Origin of the sequence: Marinibium conchae, from assembly GCF_015595035.1 — a bacterium.
GTDB lineage: Bacteria > Pseudomonadota > Gammaproteobacteria > Enterobacterales > Alteromonadaceae > Glaciecola.
In genome coordinates this window covers 24,377-51,009 of record NZ_JADNRN010000003.1, presented here as the reverse complement: position 1 = coordinate 51,009, position 26,633 = coordinate 24,377, and the positions used below count along the sequence as shown (strand labels likewise).

The 26,633-nt window shown below is 42.1% G+C and carries 24 protein-coding genes; 7 read left to right on the top strand and 17 right to left on the bottom strand.

Going from position 1 to position 26,633, the window contains the following annotated elements:
• Positions 1–91 precede the first annotated feature (91 nt).
• The 13 genes from ISG33_RS11830 to folM form a co-directional block, all read right to left on the bottom strand.
• A complete protein-coding gene (locus ISG33_RS11830; protein ID WP_195733840.1) occupies positions 92–502 on the bottom strand; it encodes a DUF7674 family protein in 411 nt (136 codons plus the stop codon).
• Between the two features lie 159 nt (positions 503–661).
• Complete coding sequence (locus tag ISG33_RS11825) at positions 662–1,171, bottom strand: M23 family metallopeptidase (RefSeq protein WP_195733839.1); 510 nt, start codon at positions 1,169–1,171, stop codon at positions 662–664.
• Positions 1,172–1,348: 177 nt separating this feature from the next.
• Positions 1,349–1,762 carry a helix-turn-helix domain-containing protein gene (locus ISG33_RS11820; protein ID WP_195733838.1) on the bottom strand — a complete coding sequence of 138 codons (414 nt, stop codon included), beginning with the start codon at positions 1,760–1,762 and terminating at the stop codon, positions 1,349–1,351.
• A gap of 168 nt (positions 1,763–1,930) precedes the next feature.
• Positions 1,931–3,067, bottom strand: a complete 1,137-nt coding sequence (locus tag ISG33_RS11815) for a metallophosphoesterase (RefSeq protein WP_229333569.1) — start codon at positions 3,065–3,067, stop codon at positions 1,931–1,933.
• 334 nt (positions 3,068–3,401) lie between these two features.
• Positions 3,402–3,968 carry an RDD family protein gene (locus ISG33_RS11810; RefSeq protein WP_195733837.1) on the bottom strand — a complete coding sequence of 189 codons (567 nt, stop codon included), beginning with the start codon at positions 3,966–3,968 and terminating at the stop codon, positions 3,402–3,404.
• 85 nt (positions 3,969–4,053) lie between these two features.
• Complete coding sequence (locus tag ISG33_RS11805) at positions 4,054–4,449, bottom strand: hypothetical protein (protein WP_195733836.1); 396 nt, start codon at positions 4,447–4,449, stop codon at positions 4,054–4,056.
• Positions 4,437–4,940, bottom strand: a complete 504-nt coding sequence (locus ISG33_RS11800) for a hypothetical protein (RefSeq protein WP_229333568.1) — start codon at positions 4,938–4,940, stop codon at positions 4,437–4,439. Before ISG33_RS11800 ends, ISG33_RS11805 begins: the two co-directional genes overlap by 13 nt.
• 614 nt (positions 4,941–5,554) lie before the next feature.
• Positions 5,555–5,980 (bottom strand): hypothetical protein, encoded by a 426-nt coding sequence (locus ISG33_RS11795; protein ID WP_195733835.1) that lies wholly within the window; start codon positions 5,978–5,980, stop codon positions 5,555–5,557.
• Positions 5,981–6,315: 335 nt separating this feature from the next.
• On the bottom strand, positions 6,316–7,062 hold the full coding sequence (locus ISG33_RS11790) for an AAA family ATPase (RefSeq protein WP_195733834.1): 747 nt from the start codon (positions 7,060–7,062) through the stop codon (positions 6,316–6,318).
• 432 nt (positions 7,063–7,494) lie between these two features.
• On the bottom strand, positions 7,495–8,406 hold the full coding sequence (locus ISG33_RS11785; protein WP_195733833.1) for a carbon-nitrogen hydrolase: 912 nt from the start codon (positions 8,404–8,406) through the stop codon (positions 7,495–7,497).
• Entirely contained in the window at positions 8,403–9,452 is a 1,050-nt protein-coding gene (locus ISG33_RS11780; protein WP_195733832.1) for an agmatine deiminase family protein, read from the bottom strand. Before ISG33_RS11780 ends, ISG33_RS11785 begins: the two co-directional genes overlap by 4 nt.
• A complete protein-coding gene (locus ISG33_RS11775) occupies positions 9,452–11,572 on the bottom strand; it encodes a TonB-dependent receptor (RefSeq protein WP_229333567.1) in 2,121 nt (706 codons plus the stop codon). Before ISG33_RS11775 ends, ISG33_RS11780 begins: the two co-directional genes overlap by 1 nt.
• Before the next feature lie 42 nt (positions 11,573–11,614).
• Entirely contained in the window at positions 11,615–12,334 is a 720-nt protein-coding gene (gene folM, locus ISG33_RS11770; RefSeq protein ID WP_195733831.1) for a dihydromonapterin reductase, read from the bottom strand.
• A gap of 305 nt (positions 12,335–12,639) precedes the next feature.
• Here folM and folE point away from each other — a divergent pair, with 305 nt between their 5' ends.
• Positions 12,640–13,329, top strand: a complete 690-nt coding sequence (gene folE, locus ISG33_RS11765) for a GTP cyclohydrolase I FolE (RefSeq protein ID WP_195733830.1) — start codon at positions 12,640–12,642, stop codon at positions 13,327–13,329.
• Between the two features lie 62 nt (positions 13,330–13,391).
• Here the strand turns inward: folE and ISG33_RS11760 are convergent, their stop codons facing one another.
• The 3 genes from ISG33_RS11760 to ISG33_RS11750 all read right to left on the bottom strand — a co-directional run bounded on the left by ISG33_RS11760 (position 13,392) and on the right by ISG33_RS11750 (position 18,016).
• Entirely contained in the window at positions 13,392–14,810 is a 1,419-nt protein-coding gene (locus ISG33_RS11760) for a M24 family metallopeptidase (RefSeq protein WP_229333566.1), read from the bottom strand.
• Positions 14,811–14,938: 128 nt separating this feature from the next.
• Complete coding sequence (locus tag ISG33_RS11755) at positions 14,939–16,987, bottom strand: alpha-amylase family glycosyl hydrolase (protein ID WP_229333565.1); 2,049 nt, start codon at positions 16,985–16,987, stop codon at positions 14,939–14,941.
• A 57-nt stretch (positions 16,988–17,044) separates the two neighbouring features.
• Positions 17,045–18,016, bottom strand: coding sequence for an aldo/keto reductase (locus ISG33_RS11750; protein ID WP_195733828.1), 972 nt, complete (start codon positions 18,014–18,016; stop codon positions 17,045–17,047).
• A 530-nt stretch (positions 18,017–18,546) separates the two neighbouring features.
• On the opposite strand from ISG33_RS11750, the gene ISG33_RS11745 reads away from it, so the two are divergent.
• Both ISG33_RS11745 and ISG33_RS11740 read left to right on the top strand, forming a co-directional pair.
• Positions 18,547–19,053: a DinB family protein gene (locus tag ISG33_RS11745; RefSeq protein ID WP_195733827.1), complete on the top strand. Its 507-nt coding sequence runs from the start codon at positions 18,547–18,549 to the stop codon at positions 19,051–19,053.
• 18 nt (positions 19,054–19,071) lie between these two features.
• On the top strand, positions 19,072–19,635 hold the full coding sequence (locus ISG33_RS11740) for a PhnA domain-containing protein (protein WP_195733826.1): 564 nt from the start codon (positions 19,072–19,074) through the stop codon (positions 19,633–19,635).
• A gap of 60 nt (positions 19,636–19,695) precedes the next feature.
• Here ISG33_RS11740 and ISG33_RS11735 read toward each other — a convergent pair whose 3' ends face one another.
• Positions 19,696–21,444: a bifunctional lysophospholipid acyltransferase family protein/GNAT family N-acetyltransferase gene (locus ISG33_RS11735; protein ID WP_195733825.1), complete on the bottom strand. Its 1,749-nt coding sequence runs from the start codon at positions 21,442–21,444 to the stop codon at positions 19,696–19,698.
• 321 nt (positions 21,445–21,765) lie between these two features.
• Here ISG33_RS11735 and ISG33_RS11730 point away from each other — a divergent pair, with 321 nt between their 5' ends.
• The 4 genes from ISG33_RS11730 to ISG33_RS11715 are packed head-to-tail and all read left to right on the top strand — an operon-like array spanning position 21,766 to position 26,610.
• Positions 21,766–23,082 carry a hypothetical protein gene (locus tag ISG33_RS11730; protein ID WP_195733824.1) on the top strand — a complete coding sequence of 439 codons (1,317 nt, stop codon included), beginning with the start codon at positions 21,766–21,768 and terminating at the stop codon, positions 23,080–23,082.
• Positions 23,083–23,085: 3 nt separating this feature from the next.
• Positions 23,086–24,213: a substrate-binding periplasmic protein gene (locus ISG33_RS11725; protein WP_195733823.1), complete on the top strand. Its 1,128-nt coding sequence runs from the start codon at positions 23,086–23,088 to the stop codon at positions 24,211–24,213.
• 7 nt (positions 24,214–24,220) lie between these two features.
• Positions 24,221–24,808 carry a CBU_0592 family membrane protein gene (locus tag ISG33_RS11720; protein WP_195733822.1) on the top strand — a complete coding sequence of 196 codons (588 nt, stop codon included), beginning with the start codon at positions 24,221–24,223 and terminating at the stop codon, positions 24,806–24,808.
• A gap of 17 nt (positions 24,809–24,825) precedes the next feature.
• Entirely contained in the window at positions 24,826–26,610 is a 1,785-nt protein-coding gene (locus ISG33_RS11715) for a tetratricopeptide repeat-containing sulfotransferase family protein (protein ID WP_195733821.1), read from the top strand.
• Positions 26,611–26,633 lie beyond the last annotated feature (23 nt).

Genomic DNA, 26,633 nt, shown 5'->3' with positions numbered 1-26,633 from the left:
TAAAAGTAATAACTCATCGATTATAGGGAGTTTTAGTGTCGCTTCAAGCTTGCAAGTTATTTTGGGAGCAAGCCCTGTAGCAATCTTTGTGTTATTTTTTGCCATCTTGTGAGCTACCATCTCTCTTGTGAAAGCTTACATAGAGTGTTTTTAATGAAGCTGGAAGAATTTGCCAGGCCCAATCCTTAGACTGAAAATCTAAGTCTTCAACATATGACACATCGATTGCCGTTTTTAACTTTAGGTTTCCGTATAAATATGCTCGTTCAGCGAGATAAAAGCAATTTTTAACCAGCTCTTTTTCTTCTGCGTAAATGAGTTTGTTGGTGTACTTTCGGAATTCAGATAGTTCGAAATGAAGTAAGCCTTGTTGCTTATTGAGTTCGCTCGTCAATTCTGGGAACGCTTCTTTCAACATTCTAAGAAATGCACTTCGTTCTATTTTCATCGCTTCGAATACATCCGCAATTAGCCCTTCACCTTCTTCTAAAGCTATTCGCAAACTATGCGCAATACTTTAGTGCTTTATCAGTAACACTACACTAAATTGCGCGATGGTTCACTTTTGCTTTTAACTCAGTGTAGGATGTTAGCAGCGAGAGTTCAAAAGGGCGGAGAATTGCTCGTTTTGCACAAGGCGCATTTTTTTGCTTCGATATGCTTATATAAACCTAGAATGCGGATTCAGAAAGAACATTTTTTTCCAGCCTTGAGTTTCCGCTGTTGCCAACCATGGAATTGGGATTAATGACACTACCGAATAATGAATATGTGGCTGTTTTCCTTGGGCATTGCCAGAGTCGCCCAAAGAACCTATAACGGCGCCAGCGGTCACAAAATTTCCCGATGCGACGGTGTAGCTATCCATATGTGCATAGTAATGTACACGCCATTTAGGCCCGAGTATTACTACAACATTTCCACCCTTACTCAATGTGCCGGTGTAAATGACGAAACCTTTGGTGGAAGACAGGGTGGGGGTGCCTTTTTTACCAAATATATCTATTCCTTTGTGCACAATTGAACTACCCCATGGTTCATACCAAAATGTATTGTGGTTCCAATCATTATGCGTTGCGCCTTCAACTGGGATAACTTTTTCGTCCGACATCAACATCCCGATCATAATGACAGTCAGGATGGGTAAGAAAATAAATTTGAAGAACTTCATTGAATTGCCCTGGGCCTATGAAAAACGAAAAAACGTGATGGCTGCAAGCCCCGCCTTCACGGCATACCGAGCTTTAAAGTCTGCTATAAATATCAGAAAATAGTAGTGCAACCTACGTTCCAAAAAAGAACGCGGTTAACACTTTATCATTTTTCATTTCTCTTAAATATCTCAAATTTACCAATACTTTTTAGTATCGATGTAATGCTTCATGTTAGAAAATATGTAAGCTAAGAGAAAGAATGCTGGGGTGGCAAATATATCGGGTTTAATCACCCAACTTAATAAACCTAAAATTATCGTAATCACTTCTAGCATAATAATTTGCTTTCTTGCTTTTACTCCCAAAAATGCAAATCTTAGCCATACCGGCTCTTTGTTCCACTCGTTTGATGTTTTGTCTATCACTATGATTTCCTCTTTAAGTTTAGAAATGTCAATCTCAAACACAGAGGCAAGGGCTTTAAGAGATTCTAAGCTAGCTTTATTACCGCTCTCTATTCGTTGAATCGTTCTTGTACTTAAACCGCTAAACGTAGCGAGCTGTTCTTGTGACCAGTTTCGTTTCTCTCTTAGACGTTTGACTATCATTTGGGCTCCTTACCAATGTGAGTGGAAACTATCCATGTTTTTGACGGCTGTCGGTTACGAAATCTACACGACAGTGGGGTGACAGATGATGTTTACACTTTCCTGTGGATTAATTTGCAGAACAAAGTGACTTCCCTCGGTTATTCTTCCGTTTAAGCAAGTTGATGTCTAGTCTATAGGCGATTTAGTAGAAAGAGTAGCTAGCTCATTTAAAGGTGATCTATTTCCTTCATTGTCCACCACCCAAAACGAAGCGTTTTCCATTAAAAGAGCTTCACTGCTGCCATTTGAATGGGGTACATCAATACGAAAAACTTTACCATCGTAATCATAACCAATATGACTAACCAAGGTATGCCCAATCACTACTCTATTGACACTAAAGCTTGATAATACATTATCCACATGTTCAGAACTCGCCTTGTCGCCAAGTCCATGTTTATCCATACTTTTAGCGAAACCACGATAGAACAAAAGGCCGTCGGAGCCATGAATGATACTCTCATCAATATTTCGCCTAACTGTATCGCCGATCACAAAGTTACGCTGCGTTTCCGCATCGATATCACCCAACGATAAATTGTAGGACAAAGCTCTTGGCGAAACGCCGCCATGAACGAACAAGGTATCACCTATCTTCAACATAACAGGCTTACTGCGTAACCACGCCCCTAGTTCGGAATCTTCAGACCACAACTCCTTGGGCGACATTCCTGTAGTTCGAAATGTGCCATAATATTTTTTTGCTGCTGATTTCACTCTACCATCTAATAGGTAGCGTTCATGATTTCCCAAAATATAATGAACATCTCCCCCGGCTAATTTAGCTTCTGTTTCCAGTTTGTAAATTAACCATAATAAGGGAACTACATTTAGTCCTCGGTCGACCATATCACCAACCAGTACTAGATGACTTGAGCCATAGGTCCAATCTAAATCATCGTTAATGACACCATTGGCTTTAAGGAGTCGAACCATTGCATCAAAATTACCTTCCATATCAGAAATAGCAAGATATCTAGAAGGGATAGGTATGTCTAAATCTGAACGTGGATAACTATCTTTAAACTTAACGTCAAAGGTAGTATTCAACTCATTATCTACGGTCACCGATACGCGGTCTTTTACCTTAATTCGAGAGAGTTTTGCTGGTGAGATTTTGTCCCCTGAAATATAGTTAGCAACACGATTCCCCTCGATTTTAAAGACGTAAGGCCCATCATGTGTAACTGGGATATTTTGATACTCTAGAAAAAGCCACTCGTGAGTGTTTGCTGAATACCCAAGGTACTTTCCATCTGACACTCTAATTCCTGTATTTGTATACCAGCTTATAAAACATAAAGATAAAAGAGTTAGCAGCAGCAAACCAAAGAGGTACATAGTTAGCTTTTTCAAATTTCAGTATTCCTTATCGTGTTATGCACTTTATAGCTCCTTGAACGTGCGCTCCAAAACAACTTAAGTCTTTATTTGGGCTTAATATCAAACTGAGCAGCAGCTAGGTGCTCTTTTTCGGTACCCGTTTTCAATTTATTTATCATTTATCAGGGGTGTTGCTCACCAACTTTTTCAACAAAAATAACTTTATACATAATTAAGGGTGGATAGTGATGAGGTATGCATTTTTCAGACCTTTCTAGTAGTGTCTTACGGTAATAGTTTTTGCTATCAAATCTTGAATTGATCTGTTCCGAGGCATCATCGCCATTGATACTATTTCTACTAAGCTCCAAAAAACGTAGAGAGGAAGAGTTAGCATTAGCACAGAGATAATCCATTCAATTGAAACTCCTTCTCCGACACTCCACAAGCTGTCAAAAACCCACCCACTTACTAATAATGGGCTTAAGAACACTAGCAAAATAGACAATAAATGCAATATTTCACGAGAACACGTCTGTTTAATAGAGATGTTATTTTCAGATTCGCTGTCCACGATTGTGATCGAAACCGATTCGCGGCCGGGTGTATTTTGCATTTGGAATTGGGACGCAATGATATAAATAATTGGAATAAAAGGAATTGCAAATCTAACTAGTGCACCCAATTTACTATCCATACTTCCAAAGAAAAAGACAGAAATCACAAGAATTAACGAAATTAGCGCCATATCTATACAAAAAGCACCGAGCGACTTGAAGAATGTTTTGTACTTTTCTTTTTCTAGTGACTTTGCATGGATTTCCGAAACTGATTTTCCCATAAAAATCTCCTTTATTTATTGGGTTCTAACACCAAATTAGACGGTAGCTAGCCATTACTCCCAGATACCCGTCTTCAATTTTTTGTTAACTATCATGTTCATTGTAAAACGAATATCCTTTTCCAGGTTTGCGCCAAATATAAGTTAACCAACTTACTGATCTAATATTTTCAAGATATATAATTGGCGTAGATTCATCTGATTTAACAACCACTCCATTCAATGAATTGTCATTTTTTATAAGTTCTACAGCCTTATTTTCGGCATCATCTAACGATACTGCCTTAACCCACCTAGTGGTGAAAAAGCCTCCAAGTGTCTCTTCACCATCAAAATTAAAACAGAAACCTTTGCCTTCCAAAAGCACTTGGTAATAAGCCAAAACTAAATCTTTCTTTGGATAGTTAACGCCCGCATTTGAGGCTGGTTTGGAGAGCAGCGGAAAACCAGTCCGACAACATTCGCCTGTTAGGGCTGACATTTGGCATCATATATTTCCTTGTATTCTGGGAGCTTCGTTTTTTGTGAGCGGGTTAAAACTGTGCGCAATGCATTTGCCAGCACCCATTTTAGATTTGAGTCTTGTTCTTGGTAAAACGCAGCCAATAGAGCTTCGAATGCTGTTTCATTAGCGTCTTTTTCTGTGAGGGCGCGAATAATACCCTCCCTAGTTCTCGGGTGATGCTCAATATCAAGGTGCTTTACTAATATTGAATATGCACCCGTATAGTTACCTTCAAACTTACGTAGGAACTCATAACGATTATTGTTGTTGACGAAATCCCAAACTGAATCCACTTCGTAACCTGCTTCAGCTAGCTCTTCGATTAGATCTCGTTCGTCCGCAACTAAAAGAGCTTTTCTCTCTTTTAATTCTAGGTCTTTGCGCTTTCGCATCTCCTGATATTCAGGATCAGATTCTAGCTTTTTCATTAATTCACTGGCTTTCATTTGCAAGTACCAAGAAGCCATAACACCTAGCATAACGAGCAGATTTATGAGCGGACGCTTTGAGCGAAGCGAAAGCCGCACTTAAAGTTGTCCCAGCGATCGAAGGGAGAGCGTTTGTGCGAGAGTTAGGTTGCTTGAAGTTTTTGCGGTTTTGATAAAACATTCCATGTTTCCTTGCGTTATCCATTTAGTTGAAAATATACTCTTTTGAACTTAAAACGACAACTGATGTTTACCAGCGAGAACCAAACATTATGCGCTCACGAACCCGAATAATTGCTTCTGACAGAAAATGAGGGTGACTCTTAAAAGAATGATCTTGCACCCCTGCCGGATAGATACAACATTAATCAAAGAAATCAATTATGCATTTCTTATACTTTAATACTCGCAACCGAAACGAGTCGACCAGATACCACTAATCTTGTCTATCTTTCAAGGCAATAAATATTGCAATCGCAAATACAAAGAAAAACACTAAACCCAAATTTAATAGCAGCTCACTAAACAATTCCATAATCATCCTTGTTGTTTATTATAAAAAATACTTCCATTGAAAACACAACACCAAAATAAGCGGCATTGCGCTGCTCTTTGCGCAATGTCCGACTTCATTTTTTTTGTTACGTGCTAACCTACCACAGAGCTTTAATCTTGTGGAGTTTAATGAGGTAAGGGATTTGAATCAACGGCTCTAATCTAATCGTCATACCATCACCCAAAAACATTGAAACAATTGTAATCAGTAGGGTCAAATATCCATAGAACAAGCAAACTGAAACACCCCATCTTTTTCCAAACAATAATCCAAATGCACATAAACCATTGATGGCAATTAATGCTGAAATCAATATACCCATAAAATCTAGCGGAGAGCCTATATGCTGCAAACCAAACATTTCAACCGTAAGTGGAAATGACCATACAAGAGCGGCTATATAAATGATGGGAGTCGCAGCCCCCATAACGATGAACAACCAACCGAAAATTTTAATCCACAATGGGACTAAATTTTGTCGCCTTGATTTATCAGTTGCAGCATTTTTATCTAAAACTTCCATGTAATCTCCTTTGACACATAACACCTAGCATGACGGGCAGATTTATGAGCGGACGTTTTGAGCGAAGCGAAAGCCGCACTTAAAGTTGTCCCAGCGATCGAAGGGAGTGCGTTTGTGCGATAGTTAGGTTGCTTGAAGTTTTTGCGGTTTTGATAAAACATTCCATGTTTCCTTGCGTTATCCATTTAGATGAAAATATACTCTTTTGGACTTAAAACGACAACTGATGTTTACCAGCGAGAATTAAACATTATGCGCTCGCGAACCCGAATAATTGCTTCTGACAGAAAATGAGGGTGACTCGTAGAAGAATGATCTTGCACCGTAGTCGTTTTTTAGGTGTCATCATGCTCAAAAAGTTCTCGTAGCATAGGACTTGGGTTGTTTAAAAAAGCTTTCGTAATGTTGTAGTGCTCGGTCTCTGCGTAATTAACCTTGTGTATACCATTACCATCTATCTGGTAAATTAATGCATTGGGATAAGCCATTAATATTGGAGAATGCGTCGCTATTATAAATTGAGAGTTTTGCCTAATTAGCTGAAACATTCTGCTTAGGACGGATAATTGCCTTGAAGGGGATAAAGCAGCTTCTGGTTCATCAAGCAAATAGAGTCCATTGCCGCCAAATCTATTCATCATGAGTGACAGAAACGATTCGCCATGTGATTGAGCGTGTAATGACTTGCCCCCATATGAATTATTTATCAAAGTGCCGTCATCAATATCTTCTATGTTGCTTGCTACATTATAGAAACTTTCTGCTCTTAGAAAAAATCCGTCATTGAACTTCTTGAATGATTTTGAAAGTTTTAGGTAACGATGCAATTCCGAATGAGTAGTGCGAGTTGAAAAATTGAAGTTTTTTGTTCCCCCTTCTGCATTGAATCCAAGTGAAACAGCAATTGCTTCCAATAGAGTAGATTTGCCACTACCATTTTCGCCAACCAAAATAGTGACATTTTTTCCAAAGTGTAGTGTTGATAACGCCTTTACAGCTGGAATGCTGAAAGGATAACGCTCGAAAGATTCAATCTTATCTTTCTTTAGCGAAATGTTCTGTAAATAAGGAAGTGCTTCCAATTAGGGGGACACCTAACAACAGATTATGCAGGCGCTGGCGGCTCTTGCATGCGTCTGTTTGCTTTTCCGTTTACCCGCATAGAAACGTACTACAGTCATGATGATTGCAAAAACAAAAATAGATAGCCCAACTAATGTTGCATTGATATCCATTACCTTTACTCTCCTTTTCCTATTGAATAGCACCTACTAGCATAATGTTTCGGTTGTTATACGCTTCAACAGTATATAAATTCTTTAACGATGCCTCACTCGACGTTTGACCAATTACTATGTGCTACGCTTGGTTTTTACTAAAAGCACAATTGCAGTTATTACGTGGAACAATAACCCCAAGAAAAACCAAAGTAGTGCGCTACGGCCACTTGTTTCACCACTGCTCTCAAATATATACTGAGAATAAAGCAAAAGCTAAGGTCTCTTATTAGATAACTAGTCTCGCCAACGTTTTGTTAGCTCGTCATAAGCATCGATTCGGCGGTCGCGAAAGTAAGGCCAAATCCGCTTAACGTTTTCTGTTCGCGTCATATCAAGTTCTACCATCAGGTTTTCTTCATTATTGCTTGAGGCTTGAGCTAACAGTTCACCTTGAGGACCTGCGATAAAACTATGCCCCCAAAACTGAATGCCGGGATCGTTCTTAATAGGCGATGCCTCGAAACCGACTCTATTAGCGACTACTACGGGCACAGAGTTGGCTACTGCATGGGCTCGCTGAATTACCTGCCACGCATCTTGTTGGCGAGCTTGTTCGCTAGCATCATCATTTTTGTCCCAACCAATGGCGGTTGGATAGAATAAAATATCAGCGCCAGCCATTGCCATTAATCTAGCAGCTTCTGGATACCATTGATCCCAGCAAACCAGTACGCCTAGCTTACCCACGCTAGTTTGTATTGGCTCGAAGCCCATATCACCAGGCGTAAAATAGAATTTCTCATAAAAACCAGGGTCGTCAGGAATGTGCATTTTGCGATACTTGCCAGCAATAGCGCTCGACCGGTCGAACACTACCGCAGTATTGTGATAAAGCCCTGAAGCGCGCTTCTCGAATAGCGAGGTCACTAGCACGATGTTGAGTTCTTGAGCAAGCTTACCAAAGAATTCAGTGGCGGCCCCAGGTATTGGTTCTGCCAAATCAAAGGCATCTACGTTTTCGTCTTGGCAAAAGTAAAGTGTAGAGTGTAGCTCCTGCAATAGTATGCATTCACAACCGTCTGTTGCGAGCTTGCGCACGGCATTAGCACTTTTCTCCCAGTTTTCGTTTTTGTCGTTGCTGTTTACCGATTGTTGAACTAAGCCTACTTTTAAGCTTTTGTTGGCGGTGATGTGTGATGAGCTCATAAAACTGCAACTCCGTTCTGGGTTTTTGTTAATACACTTTCATTAAGAGTGCCTGTTGGTACTTGCATGCTTATGCAATGAAGACTACCAAACTGTTGAATCAACGTTGCACAGTCTATCGCGATAATTCTGTGATTAGGGAATGCTTTTTGTATCACCTCAAGTGCTTCCGCATCTTCTGGCTGACCATAAACCGGGAACAGAACGCTAGCGTTGCATATCAAAAAGTTAGCATAAGATGCTGGCAGTCTATCACCATCATCATTGGCTATGTAAGGCAGCGGTAACTCATATATCGCATGAGTAGGAAATGCTTGCTGGCACGCCATGTTCATCTTAAATAAACCACTAAAATGTTTGTCTTCAGGTCGATTGTACGCACTTTGCAGTACCAAACCATGCAGCGGCGTAAAGCGAACTAAGGTGTCTATATGCCCGTCGGTATCATCGCCATCAAGGTGGCCATCAGCTAAAATTGTAGTTTTTTGGGCACCGAAAATTTCCGCGAATAAATTGCGATAACTTTCCAAGCTTTTATCACCGTTGCGTAAGGGATTTAGCAAACAAGATTCTGTTGATAACAGATGTTGATTTTGATCGATTTCGATGGCACCACCTTCTAACACCACATCAACAAATTGCATCTTATTGCGGCAAAGTTGAGTGAAAACGCCTTCGTTAATACGATTGTCTTTCGCGGCATCAAACTTTTGCCCCCAACCATTGAAGGTAAAGCTAACAGGCACATTACCATGGCTTGATTCACAGGTGAGAAAAGCGTAGTCGCGCACCCAAGTGTCATTGTAATCACAGGGTACGCAAATTACTCTGCTTCGATAATTTACCAAGCTCTTTATCAACCCGAGCTCGCTTTCACGGCAAAGCAGTACAACAACACAAGCACTTTCATTTATTGCATTTATTAGCTGAACGTAGGTTGCTTGAACTTCGTTTAGCCAAGGTTGCCAATCAGTATCCTGATGCGGCCAAGCGAGGATCACGGCTTCTTGCTCCGCCCACTCAGGAAGTAAGGTTAATTTATTCATTACCACGACCAAATTGCACTAAAAAATATACGTTGGGGTTGACCGACAAAATATCGATAGTTGCCAAAACCAAAGTCTGCGCGCTCAGCATAATCTTCGTCTGTTAAGTTGTAAATATTAGCGTTGAATGTCACTGCATCAGAGTAGTGATATCTAACATTTAGGTCTATCAAGTTATGGCCATCGTATTCGGCAGTGTTGGCAGGGTCCAGAAAGTAGTTGCCAAGATGCTGCAGTGAAAGTTCAGCCAGTATATCAGCTGACAGCTCCCAAGCAATTTGCACTGAACCAAGGCTTCGCGGCGCGGTATCAATTTCATTACCGGCGATATCGCTTCGTGCTAGGGTTAATGCCTTGGTGTATTCGTGTTCAGCAAAGGTCATATTGGCCGAGGCATAAACAGTGTCGGAAATATCATAGTTCAGCGATAGCTCTATGCCTTTATGGGAAGTTTCACCATTTGAAACGTTTTGCCTATTACTGTCTTGAAAGATGAAGTTACTTTTCTCTTGCCAAAAAACGGCGGCACTCAGGGTCAATTCCTTTGAAACAAAACGATAGCCGAGTTCCAGTGCATCCAATTTCTCTTCACTTAGGTCAGCAACTGTTTGATTGTTTTGTAATCGAAACAACTCTGTCGCTTGTGGTGCTCTATATCCCTGACTCAGCCTTGCATACAGGCTTTGCTCATCGCTTAAAAGATATAATAATGAAAGGGATGGGGAGAAAACGGTGAAACTTATCTCTTGGTCTGCAGGACGGGTGAAGCGGCATAAGCTCACTGTGCTATCACAGGCATTGCCGTCATTCAGCATATTGTCGTAGTCGTAATTGACGTTTTCTAAGCGGCCACCAATACTCATTTGCCAGCGCGAGAAGTCCCATTGTGCTTGCACATAAGCTGCGGCTGAAGTGGCTATCACATCGTAATCGTAATGCTCGCCGCTCGGTATGCTGGGCGAGAAATCGTTATCTTGTGTCTCTCGCAAGTTAGCGTTGCTTAGGTCGAAGTCAACACCGCTGGTGATACTCACTATGTCTTTGCTAAAGCGATATTGTGATTGCAACCCAATACTGCTGTGACTATTTTCTTCTAGGGCTTTCCAAGGTAAAAAGTGCTGTAAAAAGGCCATGTCATTCCAGCGAGCGTAGGGCGTTACAGAAAATGAGCCTTGTTCGGTATCGCGGCTGAATCGTGATTGAATGCGAGCCGACTTCGCATCTCTGAAGGCTTCTGGGTTAGGATTGCTTTTGCGTAAAACAGGGTTTTTAAATGCTTCAAAACCTTGCACAAAGCCCGCGGTTTCTTGATTTAAATTCGCAATATCAACGAGTGTTTTGTTGCTCCAAAGGTCGCCATTAAATTCATACACAGCCGTAATTTTTTGTTGGTCGTATCCGCTATCGCTCTGAAAGCCATTGTTCTGGGTGATATTTCCAAAAAGCCCAAATGCGCTTTGCTCGCTTGGCTCGTTCTTGTCTTCACCACTGCCATATGTTGTGTAGCCGAAGCTGGCCTTAACGTGATCATCGCGGCCAACTCGTAAGCCAAGGTAATTTGCTTGCTCGGTGAAAGCGCTTGGGCTAATTACGTTTATCACACCGTGCACTGCGTTTGAGCCATATAGTGTGCTGGCTGGACCACGCAAAACTTCAATACGCTGAGCTTGTTCTGTGTTCGCATCAAACAGTTGATTAGCGTTACAAAATCCGGGCGCTCTTAGTGAAATACCATCTAAAGCCATGAAGAACGCACCACAACCGCCAGCGCCGGTTAAAACGGGCGAGCGAACTGCACTGAGATGTTCTTGACCATTGCCTCTGCTGATCCACGTGCCAGCAATTCTGCTTAATGCTTGATTCACATGTTGATGACCAATGAGTTCAAGAGTTGCTTGATCAACCGCGTCAACACTTGCCGCCGTAGACAGTTGATTGCTTGGGGCGCGATTCGCTGTTACTAAGATTCGTTCAACGAGACTTTCACTGCTTTGCTCTCCACTTGAGAGTTGAGTGTTTTCTTGTACTGGCGCGGCAATCGCGCTAGCGACGCTATTTAGTGCGAAAATGCTTGAGCACATAAGTAGTGCGCTTAGTTTGGTAGCTGATGTTGGTGACAAACCTTCATTCCTTTAATATTACAATGCGAGATGACGAAGCTGCTATTTGAGGTGTCTACCACCATCCAAGTGCATGGTCTGGCCGGTGACATAATCGCTGCTGAGTAAATAATTCACTGCTTTTACTGCTTCTTGTGCCCCTGGGCAAATCTCTAAGAGCGATTTTTTCAGGGCTTTTGCTCGATACTCTTGCGAGTCGTGCTCGTTGAACATGACGAGAGCTGGCGCAATACTATTCACTTTAACTTTAGGTGCTAACAGTGCGCTAAACGACAGCGTTAAGTTATGTAAGGCTGCTTTGCTCGCGGCATACGCGATGTGCTTTTTACTCCCTTTCACTTGCACGTAGTCGGTCATGTGCATGATGTCTGCACTGGAACCGCTAGCGTCAGAATAAGCTTGTAATAAATCCTTGAAAGCAAGGTTAAGCTGATAGGGGGTATTGGCGTGCACTTGCATCATTTTTGAAAAGAGAGCGTTGTAGTCGTCGGTATCAGCCTCTTGATCCCAGTCGGATGCATTATGAATGACTGCTCGTAACTGTGTTGCGTGGCCTTTCACCTCGTCGATGAGCTTTACAATACCAGCTTGGCTGGCGAAGTCTGCTTGCAGCACCACTGCGCCCTTTGCTGCTAAGTCGTCTACGGCTGGCTTTTTGCTGCGGTAGCTAACAATAACTCGTTGCTCTTGTTGTAGCAGGTCTTCGGCTATCGCGAGGCCTAGGCGTTGAGCGCCTCCTGTGATGAGTATCGCTGCGGTCATAAAAAGTAAAATCCTGTTTGTGCGTGCGTTTAGCATTGAATGTGCTGGTCGTTTATTTGCCTTAATCCAAATATGTTCTAGTCTTTACAGTAGAGTTCGTAAATATTACAAACTATAAATCACTAGTTTATTGGTTGTTTTAGCAGAACAGCATTATAATAGTCGACCTTATACGTTGCGTGCCATTATTTTGGACTAAACACAGTTAACTGACTTTTTATTGAACAATACAATACAATTTAATTGTAAACCGTTCTTTCAGCATTAACCGTATACTCTTTTATTAAAAATCACCGGAAGACCAAATGTTAGCAAAAGAAGCTATAAAAATTCGCGAAGCAGCTGAACCTAGTATATCTGCTGAAGCGACTATTGTCCGACGTGCACTCGAAGCTGCGGGGCTTGAAACCCCGATGGTGGAAAACGGATTATCGAACGAAGAGAAACGCGTAAAGATCAAGGCGGCCATGCGCGACGTGATGCAAACCCTCGGCCTAGACTTAAACGACGATAGCCTTCAGGACACTCCAAATAGAATCGCAAAAATGTACGTTAACGAAATCTTTTCAGGCTTAGATTACAGTGCGTTCCCTAAGATAACTCAAATCGAAAACAAGATGAGTATCGATCAGCCCGTACAAGTTACTGATATAAGCTTAACCAGTACATGTGAGCATCACTTCGTAACGATTGATGGCACCGCAACGGTTTCCTATATTCCGAAAGATACAGTGCTTGGTTTATCTAAAATTAATCGCCTAGTAGGCTTCTTTGCTCAGCGCCCGCAAGTGCAAGAGAGACTAACGCAACAGGTCATGGTAGCTATTCAAGCGCTAACAGGCACCGATGACGTGGCGGTAAGTATCAATGCAACGCACTACTGCGTAAAGGCGCGCGGTATTCGAGATAGTCAGTCGTATACAAGAACGAGCTCGCTGGGCGGTGCATTTAATAACAACCCAGAACTGCGCCGAGAGTTCTACCAATTAAAGTAAAGAGTGAGTAAGTTACATTTCATTCCTATCAAAAAAGGCTCATGGTTATTGAGCCTTTTTTATTATTTAATTAGATGCAACTCAGTCTGACGTCCATTCATATACCTGACTTTATTACCGTCAAAAAATGCATTTTCCTCCAGCATAATGCGAATTTCTTTACCCCATTGTTCAATGTAGGTTGCGGCATTAAGTTCAATTGAATACGCCGTATTTGCATGCAGTGGATAGTCGCCCTGAATTGGTACGCCGCCTTGTGAATCCCACATACCCAAGGTGGTTCCCGCTGCATGACCATGATAGCCGAGCGGGTGGGTATAAATTGAAGGTTTGATACCTTCTGCAATGGCCTGTGCTCGAGCTTCTTTAAGCACCTCATTCCCCGTTTTTCCTACCTCAAACAAATTTGTGAAAATGTCCTGAAGGCGGTTTCCTTTTGCCAGCGCCTTTTGCAAGTAGTCAGGGGCTTCGCTTTCGCCCTCTTTTAGTACGTAGGCATGTTGCTGCTGGTCGGTATTCAAGCGCAAATAGCTAATGCCGAAATCCATGTGTACAAGATCGCCACGCTGAATGACCTCGGCGCCTGCCCGTTTACTAAAGGCTTGTACGTGGTTGAATTTCTCTTTACTTGCCCGTTGAATGCTTACACTGGGGTGAAACCAGTTGTGCAAGGTTAGCTCTCTACTTTTGTCACGCAACCACCAAACCACATCTTCTGTGGTGGTAACGCCCGGTTTTATAAAGCCACTAGTATAGGCTTGCTTTATAATTTCATGGCCCATTTTTACGATCTGTGGGTAAAGGGCCATTTCCATTTCGGTTCGAGTTTCTAACCAAGCGATCGCTAACTTTTCTGCTGAGACAAGGCGTTGATTTAATGCCGGGCCTAATTTTTCTTTAAAGGCTAAATATTCGGTAGCGGTAATACCATCGGCTAGCGCAAAATGCTCAGACTTATTAATGCCTATCTTCTTGGGATTTATTTGTTTGATTAAATCCACTAAGCGCTGCCATTGATCGGGCTCTTTTTCTTTGTCCCAAGCCTTTTGAAAAAGTGTATCAACTTGATATCTAGCAACTGCATAACGCTTCAGTGGCTTATCTTTTCCTTCATCAACAATCAGTAATATGGTGCGCCGACGAGCAGAGAGCCAAGTTGAAGGTAACATTGTTTTGAGAACTGGATCTTCGTTATATTCACGAGAAATTAATAACCACATATCAATCCCTTCTCTGCGCATAAGAGCGGGTAGGGTATGGTTAATTTTATCGTTGAGGAGTTTATCAATTGTTGCCGAACGTTCACGCATCGGAGCGATAAAATCAAAAGGGCTGGCATGAGCGCTAACTGAAGTGTTAATTGTTGCGGCGTGATTCAGAAAAGGTGCAGCAGCTTGCGAATGAATGCCAAATACCACTGCACTTTGCAATAAGAGCACCATCATGGTGATTGTAGCGCTTGTTCTTTTAGTCGTTATCATTGCGTCATCCTTTTGCTCTTCATTTTCTTACCATCTTATAGAGCAAGTAAGAAAAAAAGAAGAGCAAATGGTAAAACAGCATTTTAGAAACACAACAAGCGCCAGTGCCAGAGGCAAATACTTAGGATTTAGAGTGCGAAGCTTTTACTCATGTCATTACCACTGCTATCTTTCGCAACGACCTTTAGTTGCTGCATACCCTCAATGAGTTCAGGCATCACCACCGCTCTGTAGGGTTGGGTATTGTCACTTGCTAAGAATGTCTCATTGCCTTCTTTATCTACGGCAAAGAAAGATACATCAGCTAAACTTAGGGCTTGTTGTTTGCCAAAGCGCAAAGTGACGGGAAGAAAGACTCGTTCGTTTTCCGCATATTTCCCCCCCATTTCTATATCAAAAACTTCGCTGCCCTTGTGGGTTTGTTCGGCACGCAATAGGGTAAAGCTGAGGCCCTCAAGTTTGGTTTTTAGTTCGCCGTTTTGTATTGCTGCCTTGCCACCTACAATACTCTCATAGCTCAGCGAATCGACTTTTAAAGCCACTTCTTGGGTTTGCGTGCTCATATTGAATATCGCGATATATTCAACTAACTCGCCGGTATCAATGCGTGAGAATGCCACAATACGCTGATCGTTATTTATCAAACGGTTTTGATGTAAACCTGAGCGTAAGGCTTTATGCTCCGAACGTAACTTGGCGAAGTTGGCAAGTGATTGATAAATTGGATGCTTGGGGTCAAAATTGTCGTCGGCCGTGGTTTTAGATGTCCCTATTAATACGTTGTCGTTGTATACATCAACCAATGATGGGTCCATATTTTCTCTTGCATCTACATCACCACCGTCGCCGGTGAAGCCTTGCTCGTCGCCATAATAGACAACCGGTACTCCGCGGCTCATGTACATAAAAGCGTGACCTAAAACACTACGCTGCAGCTTTTCAGCAGGGCTGGCGTCAGCGAACCCCTGATTAATGAAATAACCAACACGACCGGCATCATGATTCCCTAAAAAATTCATCAGCAAATTTGGAGACGAATCGGCATCACGATAGTAATCGTCATTATCAAATAACTGACCGAGGCGGTTAACATCTTTGTTGTGGAAAAGCGCATCTTTTACGTTAAAGTGAAAACTGAAATCAAGCACGCTTGGCAGCTTTCCAGCTGTTGTAAACTTACTCAATACAGCAGGGTTACCATCGTAAACTTCGCCAAAAATATGGAAGTTGGGAATACCAATGTCTTTTGCGTGGTCGATGATGGCAGGGCCAAAGCTTTGCCAAAAGCTTAAATCCACATGCTTTACTGTATCTATCCGAAAGCCATCGGGTTTGAACTCGGTAATAATGTTTTTGAAAATCTCGGTCATTCCTGCAAGAACTTCAGGATCAGAGGTTTTTAGATCGTCCAAGCCAACGAAATCGCCATTAATTGCACTTTCGCCTTCCCAAAAACTATCCCCTTGGTTGTTATAATATTTAGGGTCGTTTAACCAAGCCGGCACCTTTACATCTTTCTCAGCATCAAGTACGAAAGGGGTATAGGTGTTACCTTTGGCTAAATCATCAGTGCTTTTATACTCACAACCAGGCTCACCTTTTATGAAAGTACCATCTGGCTTGTGGCATTCCTTATATTTAATAACATCAGCAGTATGGTTGGTAATAATGTCGAAGAACACCTTAATGCCACGCTCATGAGCTGCATCTATCAAACTGCGTAGGTCTTCGTTTGTACCAAAGTGCGGGTCGATCTCGGTGAAGTCGATGACCCAGTAACCGTGGTGGCCAAAACCATCTTGCTGAACGGCGCGGTTACGTAGAAGTGGTGTCATCCAAATAGCGGTAATACCCATTTCCTGTATGTAATCAAGCTTGGCTTCAACACCGCGCATGTCACCGCCATGAAAAGCCCATTTAGAACTTTTATCAAGGCCACCAAAGGAGATGGGCTTACTTGGATCGCCATTGTCATTCTCAGCGTTGCCATTGTGAAAACGGTCGGGCATCACAAAGTAAAAAACATCATCTTGAATATCACGCGTTAAGTAAGCAGGTAAAGCCTGAGCCTGTTCTGGATTGCTAGGTGGCATTTCACTTTTTGGCTCAGTGCAGGCCGATAGGCCGAGCAAGGCAGCAATAGCGCTAGTTAACAGCAGTGATGATTTCAATTTCATTTTAACCTTGTTTGTTGTTTTCATTTTGCGACTCAAGTTTAGAGCGTAAGGCCGAGGCTATGGAACCTCATTGCCTCGTGCTTTTTCGAATAATAAATACCAATCGTCGCGACTTAGTTGCAACTTTGGCGCTTGTGCGCATTCTTTAATGCGTTTTATATTGGTCGTACCAACCACAGGTTGAATATTTATTGGGTGTTTCATTAGCCAGGCCAACACGACTGCATTGGCATTGCTCGAATAGCGATTGGCTAACTGGCTCACCAACTTAGTGGTGGCAACATCGGCTTCAGTCGGGTTTTCGCCAGGGTTGCCAGAATATTTGCCCAAGGCAAGCGAAGACCATGCTTGAATTTGCATGTTTTGCTGCTCGCAAAACTCTAAAGTACCCCTTGGAAAACCGCTGTTGCAGCCTTCTTTCATGTTGGTTGTGATTGTTTCTTCTACAAAGTCAGCGTGCTCTAAGCTCATTTGTAATTGATTAGCCACAATTGGAATAGAAATCGCCGACTGTAACCAGGCTATTTGAGCCGCATGCATATTTGACACAGCTAAATGGGTAAACTTACCTTGCTTGTGCAGTTTTGTGAGTGCTTCTGCGGTGTCATCAAGATCCATCAATGGGTCGGGGCGATGTAAAAACAGAACGTCGATGTTGTCACTTTGCAAACGTTTTAAGCAATTGTTTACCGCTGTAGTAACCCATTCTGGTGACAAGTCATACTGCTTGACTTCGTGAGTGGGTGTGAGCTTTATGCCAATCTTAGTTTGTAGCATCATATTTTTGCGGAGCGAAGGATTTGCCTTCAATACTTTTCCAAAGACTTCCTCCGCTTTGCCAAAAGTGTAGATGTCGGCTAGATCGAATACATTGATTTTGTGCTCTAAACAGGTTTCGATTATTTCTTGCGCTTGACGAATATCACCATCTGTTACTGCGTCGCTGTTCCAGCCTCCACCTAAGTTCATGCAGCCGTAGATAAGTTGGCTGGCCTGCGGGTAGTAATCGTGGATAGGAAGTTCAATCATGCGTTTCTCTCATATAAAGTTAACTAAATGTAACAGGATTCAGTGTTTTCCTAGAATGAATACGTATGCGATAGCATTGTTTAAGGGTATTCACTTTGCTTTCGCTACTTATTAAGATAAGCAGCCGTATGCAAACACAGGCACTGATACTGGCAAACGGAATAGTGTAGAGATTATCCTTAAGATGGCAACAGTGCTGTCGTGATAAATATGTAAGTTGCTGATACTCGCACAGACGATTCTAGGCTTCTGTAACGCGAGGAAAAGGCTCAAATCAGTGTGCTTAAAACTGTGATATAGTGGAAAGATTCGTAGCATTGTATTGATATTCCTCAATACTGAAGCAATTAAATGATGTTTTTAAGATAATTATCATAAAAATGAAATAATATAGAGTTGATTAAGGTCTACAATTGTAGTCAATAATTTAACGACGCTTAATGCAAAAATGTCATCGTAGAACTCATTATCGCTACAATACAAATAGAGCAAATAAAAGCGCGAACGCATCAACAGCGAAAAGGAATCACATGTCAAACAGTTACGTAGATGTTGTAGAACAAGCAATTAGTTTGCTGGATGACATCAGTTTAAGCGATTATCAAAGTGCGCTAAAGCCACATTTTTCAAGCAGTATCGGCGCACATATTCGTCATATCGTTGATCACTTCACCGCAATTGTAGACGGGTATGAGGCCGGAGAGATCAACTATAATAAGCGCAATAGACATGGTGATGTAGAACAGTTCCCGCAAAAAGCGATAGCCAGTTTAGAGAGTGTTAGTGAGTGGTTGCTTACCACATGCTCCTCGGAACTACTTAATAAAAAGGTTTATGTTACGACAGAAATTGACATCAGCCACACAAAGTCTACTACCTGTGAGTCAACACTAGAGCGCGAGCTGGTATTTGCTGCTAGTCATGCTATTCACCATTACGCCCTAATCCGCATTATTCGTAACATGCAGGGTAAAGACTTGCCAGAATTTTTTGGTTATGCCCCTGCAACAATCACTCACCTAAACCGCAGTGCCTAATAAAGAAGTTAATTTATAATGTCGATTGAATCTACTCTTGCTGCGCGAAGTGGCAATAAATGCGAACTGTGTGCTAGCGAAAGCGGCCTTCAAGTTTATCCTTTGGCCTACTCACCGGATGAAACAGCAAATTGCGCAGTAAATGTGTGTGATATTTGTTTGCCACAAATTGAAGCTAACGCAGATCTCGACTTCACCCATCTGCGTTGTTTGAAAGACGCAATGTGGGCGCCAGTTCCAGCTGTTCAAGTGCTTGCCTACAGACTCTTACACAAGTGCAGTTCTGAAAGTTGGGCGCAAGATGCGCTTGATATGATGTACCTTGAAGATGATGTTAAGTCTTGGGCCGACGCAGGTGTAGCTGACGATGTTGAACCAACCCTCGATGTGAATGGTGTTGTCCTAGCACCAGGTGATTCGGTTACCATTATCAAAGATCTTGACGTTAAAGGTGCGAACTTCACTGCGAAACGCGGTACACCAGTGCGCAATATTGGGCTTAGCGAAAATCCCTTACATATTGAAGGTAAAGTGAACGGTCAACGCATTGTGATTATCGCGGCCTATACGAAAAAGAACTAGAGTGGCGCTGTTCACTCTATACACGCTCCATACCCGCTCTATAAATAGTCTATAAGCACTCTAAGAAGTCGGCTTCCAATCTTTATAAGCTTGATAGTCTTCACCCACATATAGTTTCAGTAGCTTCTCAGGAGCACTTGGAAAATGCACACTCAGTAATAAGCCTGGTGTGTGATTGAAGCTTTTATCAATGCCTAAAGCATGAAATTTCCCGCCCATCTTGAGATATTGCCTCGCTAATACAGGCACATCTTTTCCATCGTTTTCTATGCTGCTTAAAAACGCACTAAGTTGTGCTTTTAAATCCATTTCTTCGGCGAGTGCATCTATCTCACTGTGTGATTCAAATTCAAAAGCATTGTAGGGACTAACCTGCGAGGCGCTTTCACTATCAATGTAGGCTTGTTCGATGAGTTTTACGCTACGTGGATCGAAGAGTTTGCTAATCGAGACCGTCCCGTAAAGTGTGCGATATTGTGGGAACTTAGCCGCAAATCGTCCTATGCCTTTCCATAATAAAAGTAGGCCTTGATAAGATCCTTGCATTTCCGGTATCAAAAATGATCTGCCCATTTCCATGCAAGGACCTTTTTGATTTGCAAAGCTTGGGTGAAACTTAAACATCTTGTGCAAATACAAGCCTTCAATGCCATCTTTTTCTTGCAGATTGTCGCTCAAGCCCATTCGGTAAGCGCCAACGATTTTTTGCTGTTGGTTATCGACAATAAACAGATGGGTGTAGCTCGCATCGTAGTGGTCGGTATCCAATGCTTGACCACTGCCTTCATTGTGCATGCGAAATACAATTTCTCGCAATCGAGCAATCTCTTGCACAATCAGTGGAAGTTGTGATTGATAACCAAAATATACTGAATAACCTTTATTTGTTAGCAATAGTTGATCGCAGGGCAATGCTTCAATTTCGGTAATAAGTTGCTCTTTTGCAATTTCGTCGATGATAGGTAGCCGCTCTACTTCAGTATCTGCTGGCCACTCGTATCGCCAACTACCTTCTTGAGCGTAACTCAATGCACGGCATAAATTGGCTTTTTCACTGTAGTTTAAATCTCGATCAAATTGTTTTTCTTTTACGGCTTTTCCACTATTAATAGTGATCACTTGGTCACTCTTATTTAGCAGCTCTCTGCCTAAAAAGAGCATTCTAAGTTTGAAATACACCCGCTCAATTCGATAAAAGGTTTTGCTGTTGCTACCATCAACGAAAACTGGCACATATTGGCACTGCGGCACGCTGATCAGTCGGCCAACTAGCTTATTCCATGTGTGTTCACTTATTCCAGACTTCGTCGCTTCAAAATATGACACTTTACCCGCAGGGAACAACAGCAAGGCGCCGTTATTTTGTACGTGTTTCATGCATTGCCGTAAGGATGGACCATTTTTAGGGTCGTTTGGCGACAACGGATTCGTAAAGATGAAATAGTCTCGCAACTCTTTGAATATACCCAAACCCTTATTAGCAAGCACCTTTAGATCAGGCCTGACTTCACCAATTGCTCTGGCTAAAATCACTCCTTCAATACCACCAAAGGGATGATTACTAGCTATAACAACCGGCCCTGTTTTCGGGATATTCGCTTGTAGTGTTTCAATACCTTTTATATCTAGATTGAGTATTGAAAAAATACGATCCGAAAATGCCTCTTTGCTTAGGCCCTGCATTTGGTGTTCTTGGTAAAGCGTGTTCATCCTCTTTATACCAAGCAGCCGATCAAGCAGCCATATCAAGAGCTTTTGAGAAAAATTAGGTGAGGGCACGATGTTACGAATACTGATCAGATGCTGCATGGGAATCTTGAGTTTACCATTTGAGTTTAAAGTATGACCTGAGCTTTCTATCGAGCTTGAGCGTCGGGGTTTGTTTATCAGGAAAACCAAAATATGGAAACTGATTATTATCGAGCCCAACTCAGCCAAAGGCTTTTCTTAGTGCATAATCGCACTTAATTAATATGACCAAGATTATCTGTTTTTCTTTCATATTGCCACGCAACAAAGAGGCGAAAGTGAGAAATAGCGCTCTGTTACATGGTATTTTTAGGCCTGCGGTATTAAAGTAAGCGCTGCTAAGGCAATTTTGAAAAAGCAAGACAACAAAATGGGTAAGATGTGACGGAAATTAAAGCTGAGCAACTATTAAAAGAAGCGGTACAAAAAGATGATAAAAAATTAGCGTGGACACTGCGATCGATTTGTCCGCTCAATATTGGTTTCAGCCTACCACTCGGTTTTGCTAAAAACAGTGAGAAGTCGGCTGCTTTGTTGCAAGAAGTGGCAAGGCTCGATCCTGAAATTAAGTTGCCGCAAGAAAAAGATGTAAAAAATAAAGAAGCTTTCGCCGATTCACACTATCTGAATATTGCTAATGACACTTCAACCATTCGTTTGTTTACTTGGGAACACTTTTGTAAGCACTGTAACGTTGAGCTACACGTATTCCCCAATAGCATTGCAATTGCCGAATTTCACTTACCGACAATTTATGAAAACGACCCCGATATACTAGATGAAAAAGCCCTTGAAATAACCCGACAAGCGTTAGATTCTGCTTTTGATGAATTCAATCATGTGCTCAAGCGTTTGCAGCAAAAAATGTCAAACTCTGAAATTGAATTTAACTGCAGCGAGACTAAAGCCAAGGCGTATTGGCCATCGCGTTCGCTGATGTTAAGCAAAAAGGAAGTAAAGGATCCGGCAAGGGCAAAAGTAATTCAGCATTGGCTGAGTGAAACCATTCGTGCTGAAGATGCAGCGAAGCTCATTGAAGGCACTATTCAATATTCCATGACATGGCTAAAGTATGTCGTCGTGGAAGACGCGCACAAAGCATCAATGCATGATTTTTGTATCGATGCCATGGTGATTGCTCAGTATTGCTACACCGCTCAAGAGAAATGTAATCGTGACCTACGCTTGGCTATCGAGGCTGTTTTTCAGGGGGAGAAGAAAAAGCTTGAGAGTGAGTTGCAAAAAGCCAAACGTTCCCTTGAAAAAGGGCGGGTAACGGCGAAATTACACAAAGTAACAGTGAATGAAAGTTTGCGCTTGCTTCAACCTAAGAAGCGAGAACTGATAAAAGATATTTTCATTGGTTGGGAATACGAGCGCTTGGTGAACAATGGCGATACTATGCTCGACCTATGCGCAGACAAAATAAATGAATCGAATTCACGCCAGGCTAAAATCAGTGCGTATAAAACTGAATATATTCTAATCGGTATTAGCCTTTTTACCGTGCTTGATTTCTTCTTTTTTGTCACCCAATTTAGTCGTGAAGCGATGGCTAACCCAACACTGGATCATAATGACGGCGGACCCTCTTCTTTCTTAACCATTATCGCTAATATACCTGCCGATCTGATGTTTTTTATAGGCGTTGTTGCCGTCGGCTTCATCTTTCTAGCGTATCGAAAAGTGAAGGGGTAAATAATGACAAAGCTTGTTATTTTGAAACTGATAATGACGCTTCTTGGTCGCCTTATTTTCGCAGCGACGTTTTTGGTCATCGCTCCCACTGCATTTGCTCAGGTAGCACTAGCGACGCAAAGTGACTTGCCAATTCAGACGCGTGACAGCTTAAGTGAGCATTGCAGTCAACTCAGTGCAGACAGCTTGCAAACTCAAGTGGCAAACGACAACGATGAACTCACAGTATATGTTGATGATTATCCTCCTTATATCGCGGCGAGCGAGAAGAGTTTAGGTAGCGCAGCGAAAATATTGAAAACGCTGGGGCGTTTTGCGAACAAAGATATCGACTTTGAATATATCAACTATGGTGACGCTGAAAGCCTCTTGCGATTGGGAAGGCCCGCTGTGTCTTACCCGTATTTCTACACCGAGGAGCGTGCAAAACACTTTTTATTTTCTTGCCCAGTTGCTCTTGCTTCTATGCAGTTATTTTATAGTCGGCAGTTCAATGCATTAGAAGATATAAATGACCTAACTGGCTTGAAGGTTGGCGCTGTGCGCAACAACAGTTACGGAGAAGTGATCGATGCCAAAATTTCTAACGCATTGCTCTACGATTCAGAAATGTCGGCGATTGTGGCGTTGGCAAAAAATGAAATTGATGTCTTACCTATGGCTAAAGGGGTTATGGACTCTTTTATCAAGACGCACTTTTCGGCACAAAAACAACTCATCAAGCCAATAAAAAATATCCAAGGGAAAGAGGCCTTCAGAGTCATGGCACCACGAACGAGCTATGGTGAGAGCGTTATTGCAGCGATTAATAACGCAATTTACTTAAAGTTTGGTGATACGGCAGCCAACGAACTAAGCGAGCAAAGCCCGCCGATAGTCGATAATGCTGAACTTATTCCAGCCGAAGGATTTCCGGCCATTATTGGACGCAACATCGATGACGAACAAGACTATACACTCCCCATTGGCACGCGAGTTATCGTACTTGATTGGAGTGACGGTATTAGGAAGCCAAACTCAGCAACGAATATTAATCGCTCTATGATGCTAACGTCTAAAGTTGTTATTTTAAACGGGCCGCATGTGGGTAAAGAGATGCTCGTACGAAACATGCATATACAGTTGAAGTAAGCATAGTATGACACTTGAAGTATTCTTAAGTTACATAGGTTGGGCAGGCACATTTCTGTACTTAGTGAATCATGCTTATATCAGCATGATGAGCAATTGGAAACGCACGCTGTATTTTGGTGGTAACTTCCTTGCCGCGACTTTACTTGTAGTGCAGTCGGTTTACTTAGCTTCTTGGCAAGCGGTAGTGATTAACGGATTTTGGATGCTTGTAAGTATCTGTCTGTTAGCGGGTATGTCTTTCGACAACATAAAAATTGCGGCCAAGCACTATTATGTCGTTTGCGTAAGTTTGTTTGTTGCCTTAATAAGCCTGAGTACCCTCTCTTTGTTATCGACAGGCTCCTGGGCCTCAACTATTCAGCTTTTTGGTTGGTCGTCGGCCTTTGTTTTTTGCTCCAGTTACTTTCTGTTTTCTGCCACACGAATCAGTTCACGCGCTTATCTTATCTTAAATGCCTACGCGGCTATCGCTTTATTGCCGCTGTTATGGGAAAAACAGAATTGGCCAGTATTCGCCTTAGAAGTGGCGTGGGCAGCTATCTCAATATATGGCGTGGCGAAGAGTTATCAGCAAGTTCACCTTATAGATTAAATGGAGTGTTCACATAGATGTTAGTTGATGAACTCTTGCAGCAGGCGCAAGCTTTTTATGAAGCCAATGATATAACTCGAGCCATCGCGAGTTTCGATAAAGCCATTGAGCTTGAGCCAGATGCGCTCGACATCCATATCAATGCACTTGCTTGCCTACTCAATGCAAAAAAAACGGACTTGGCATTGCAACGGTCGTCAGCAGTAATAGAGCTAGCTCGCAAGGCCACTTACCATACAAAGGACTCTGCGCTTCAGCAAATGGTCGAGCAACTTGCCAGCATGGCTTGGCGATTGAATTTGTACCAAGAATGCGTCGACTTACTTGCTCCTTTCGAAAGCTTATCAGCACAAGCAAAATTCACTCAGGTAAGAGCCCTTTGTGCATTAGAGCATTGGGCTGATGCTTTGGCTCATTGTAAGGCTCTGAGCGAGGCTTATCCTAATGACTTGAATGTGTTAAATCAGTTGGCAATCTGTTTGGTCAAGATGCAGAACTTTGATACAGCCATTAGTGTTTATCAGAAACTTCTGAAATTGGCGCCAAGCCAAGCCATTCTGCATATTAAATTTGCTGATCTTTATTTATTGTCTCACAAGCATAAGCTTGCCAGAGAGCAGCTCAATATTGCCATTGCATTGCACGATAGCTCGATTCAACGCTACGAACTTGAATGCAAATTAACCATAATCGAAAATGACAAAAATGCCGCTATTGCTGCGGCGAAAGCGGCCTTGAAAATCAGACCTTATGCCTCTTTTGCATGGCAAATAATTGAAGAGTTTGGCACAAAACAAGACGTCGAACATTGCATCACCCGGCTCAAAGACTTAGAGGAAGATAAGCTTGATTACGACGCTCAACATAACGCGTTCATATTAGCTAAAGCCTATCAAAAATGTGAGCGTTTCGATGAAGCTTTCGCTGCATTTGAACGAGCAAATCGTATGCAAAAAGCGACCCTTAAAAGAAAAGCTAAGTGCTACAAGGCCGAAGAAATTGAAGCGCAATATACCTTACTCAAAGCAATTGAGTATGACGTTCAAAACCCATCCTCAGTGAATGATAAGCCGGGTGCTCACTATTTTATTGTGGGAATGCCGCGTTCAGGAACGACTTTAGTAAACCGAGTATTATCACAACAAAACGACTTTGAAAGCTGCGGCGAAAGCAACGCCGTGGCTACATTATTCGAACGATTATTGCTAGATACTCATTTGAGCAACAAAGAGAAGCGTAATAGCTTGCGTAGGGATAGGCTAAAAAACACCGAACGTTATCGTAGCTTCAATCATGTGAAGTGCGCCAATATTATTGATAAAATGCCGCATAACTTCCGCTACGTCGGTGCAATTTTAGCAAGCTTTGATAAGGCAAAAGTGATACAAATGAGGCGAAATGTATCTGATTTGGCTTTTTCAATTTTCTCGCAATTCTTTAATCAGCAACACAATTACTCAGTAGATTTGAAAGATATCGCGCATGCCATCTATCAGGCAAACAAGCTTATGGATCATTGGCGTAAACGCTATCCTGAGCAAGTCATTGATGTTAATTACGACGAGCTCGTGAAAGACCCATCCACTCACCTGCAGCGATTATTTTCTTTCTGCAAGCTCGACTGGGATGAACGCTATCTTGATTTCCACGAGGAAGTGGTTGCTAGTTTTACCTTCAGTGAAACCCAAGTTCGACAGCCAATTCATCAACGAAAGTTAGCTTATTCAAGAAAATACGCCAAGCAAATGCAGGTAGTGCTAGATACTTATGCCGCGTTAGAAAATCAAGCAGCTTCTATTTAGCTGGTGTGAGGGCTAAAAACTTC

What these genes read in the sequence shown, in the direction of transcription:
- ISG33_RS11715 (WP_195733821.1), top strand. Translation starts at nt 24,826, where the DNA reads ATGTTAGTTGATGAACTCTTGCAGCAGGCGCAAGCTTTTTATGAAGCC.
- ISG33_RS11750 (WP_195733828.1), bottom strand. Translation starts at nt 18,016, where the DNA reads ATGATTGAACTTCCTATCCACGATTACTACCCGCAGGCCAGCCAACTT.
- ISG33_RS11740 (WP_195733826.1), top strand. Translation starts at nt 19,072, where the DNA reads ATGTCGATTGAATCTACTCTTGCTGCGCGAAGTGGCAATAAATGCGAA.
- ISG33_RS11735 (WP_195733825.1), bottom strand. Translation starts at nt 21,444, where the DNA reads ATGCAGCATCTGATCAGTATTCGTAACATCGTGCCCTCACCTAATTTT.
- ISG33_RS11725 (WP_195733823.1), top strand. Translation starts at nt 23,086, where the DNA reads ATGACAAAGCTTGTTATTTTGAAACTGATAATGACGCTTCTTGGTCGC.
- ISG33_RS11800 (WP_229333568.1), bottom strand. Translation starts at nt 4,940, where the DNA reads ATGGCTTCTTGGTACTTGCAAATGAAAGCCAGTGAATTAATGAAAAAG.
- ISG33_RS11780 (WP_195733832.1), bottom strand. Translation starts at nt 9,452, where the DNA reads ATGAATAAATTAACCTTACTTCCTGAGTGGGCGGAGCAAGAAGCCGTG.
- ISG33_RS11795 (WP_195733835.1), bottom strand. Translation starts at nt 5,980, where the DNA reads ATGGAAGTTTTAGATAAAAATGCTGCAACTGATAAATCAAGGCGACAA.
- folE (WP_195733830.1), top strand. Translation starts at nt 12,640, where the DNA reads ATGTTAGCAAAAGAAGCTATAAAAATTCGCGAAGCAGCTGAACCTAGT.
- folM (WP_195733831.1), bottom strand. Translation starts at nt 12,334, where the DNA reads ATGACCGCAGCGATACTCATCACAGGAGGCGCTCAACGCCTAGGCCTC.
- ISG33_RS11810 (WP_195733837.1), bottom strand. Translation starts at nt 3,968, where the DNA reads ATGGGAAAATCAGTTTCGGAAATCCATGCAAAGTCACTAGAAAAAGAA.
- ISG33_RS11720 (WP_195733822.1), top strand. Translation starts at nt 24,221, where the DNA reads ATGACACTTGAAGTATTCTTAAGTTACATAGGTTGGGCAGGCACATTT.
- ISG33_RS11755 (WP_229333565.1), bottom strand. Translation starts at nt 16,987, where the DNA reads ATGAAATTGAAATCATCACTGCTGTTAACTAGCGCTATTGCTGCCTTG.
- ISG33_RS11825 (WP_195733839.1), bottom strand. Translation starts at nt 1,171, where the DNA reads ATGAAGTTCTTCAAATTTATTTTCTTACCCATCCTGACTGTCATTATG.
- ISG33_RS11805 (WP_195733836.1), bottom strand. Translation starts at nt 4,449, where the DNA reads ATGTCAGCCCTAACAGGCGAATGTTGTCGGACTGGTTTTCCGCTGCTC.
- ISG33_RS11820 (WP_195733838.1), bottom strand. Translation starts at nt 1,762, where the DNA reads ATGATAGTCAAACGTCTAAGAGAGAAACGAAACTGGTCACAAGAACAG.
- ISG33_RS11785 (WP_195733833.1), bottom strand. Translation starts at nt 8,406, where the DNA reads ATGAGCTCATCACACATCACCGCCAACAAAAGCTTAAAAGTAGGCTTA.
- ISG33_RS11745 (WP_195733827.1), top strand. Translation starts at nt 18,547, where the DNA reads ATGTCAAACAGTTACGTAGATGTTGTAGAACAAGCAATTAGTTTGCTG.
- ISG33_RS11760 (WP_229333566.1), bottom strand. Translation starts at nt 14,810, where the DNA reads ATGATAACGACTAAAAGAACAAGCGCTACAATCACCATGATGGTGCTC.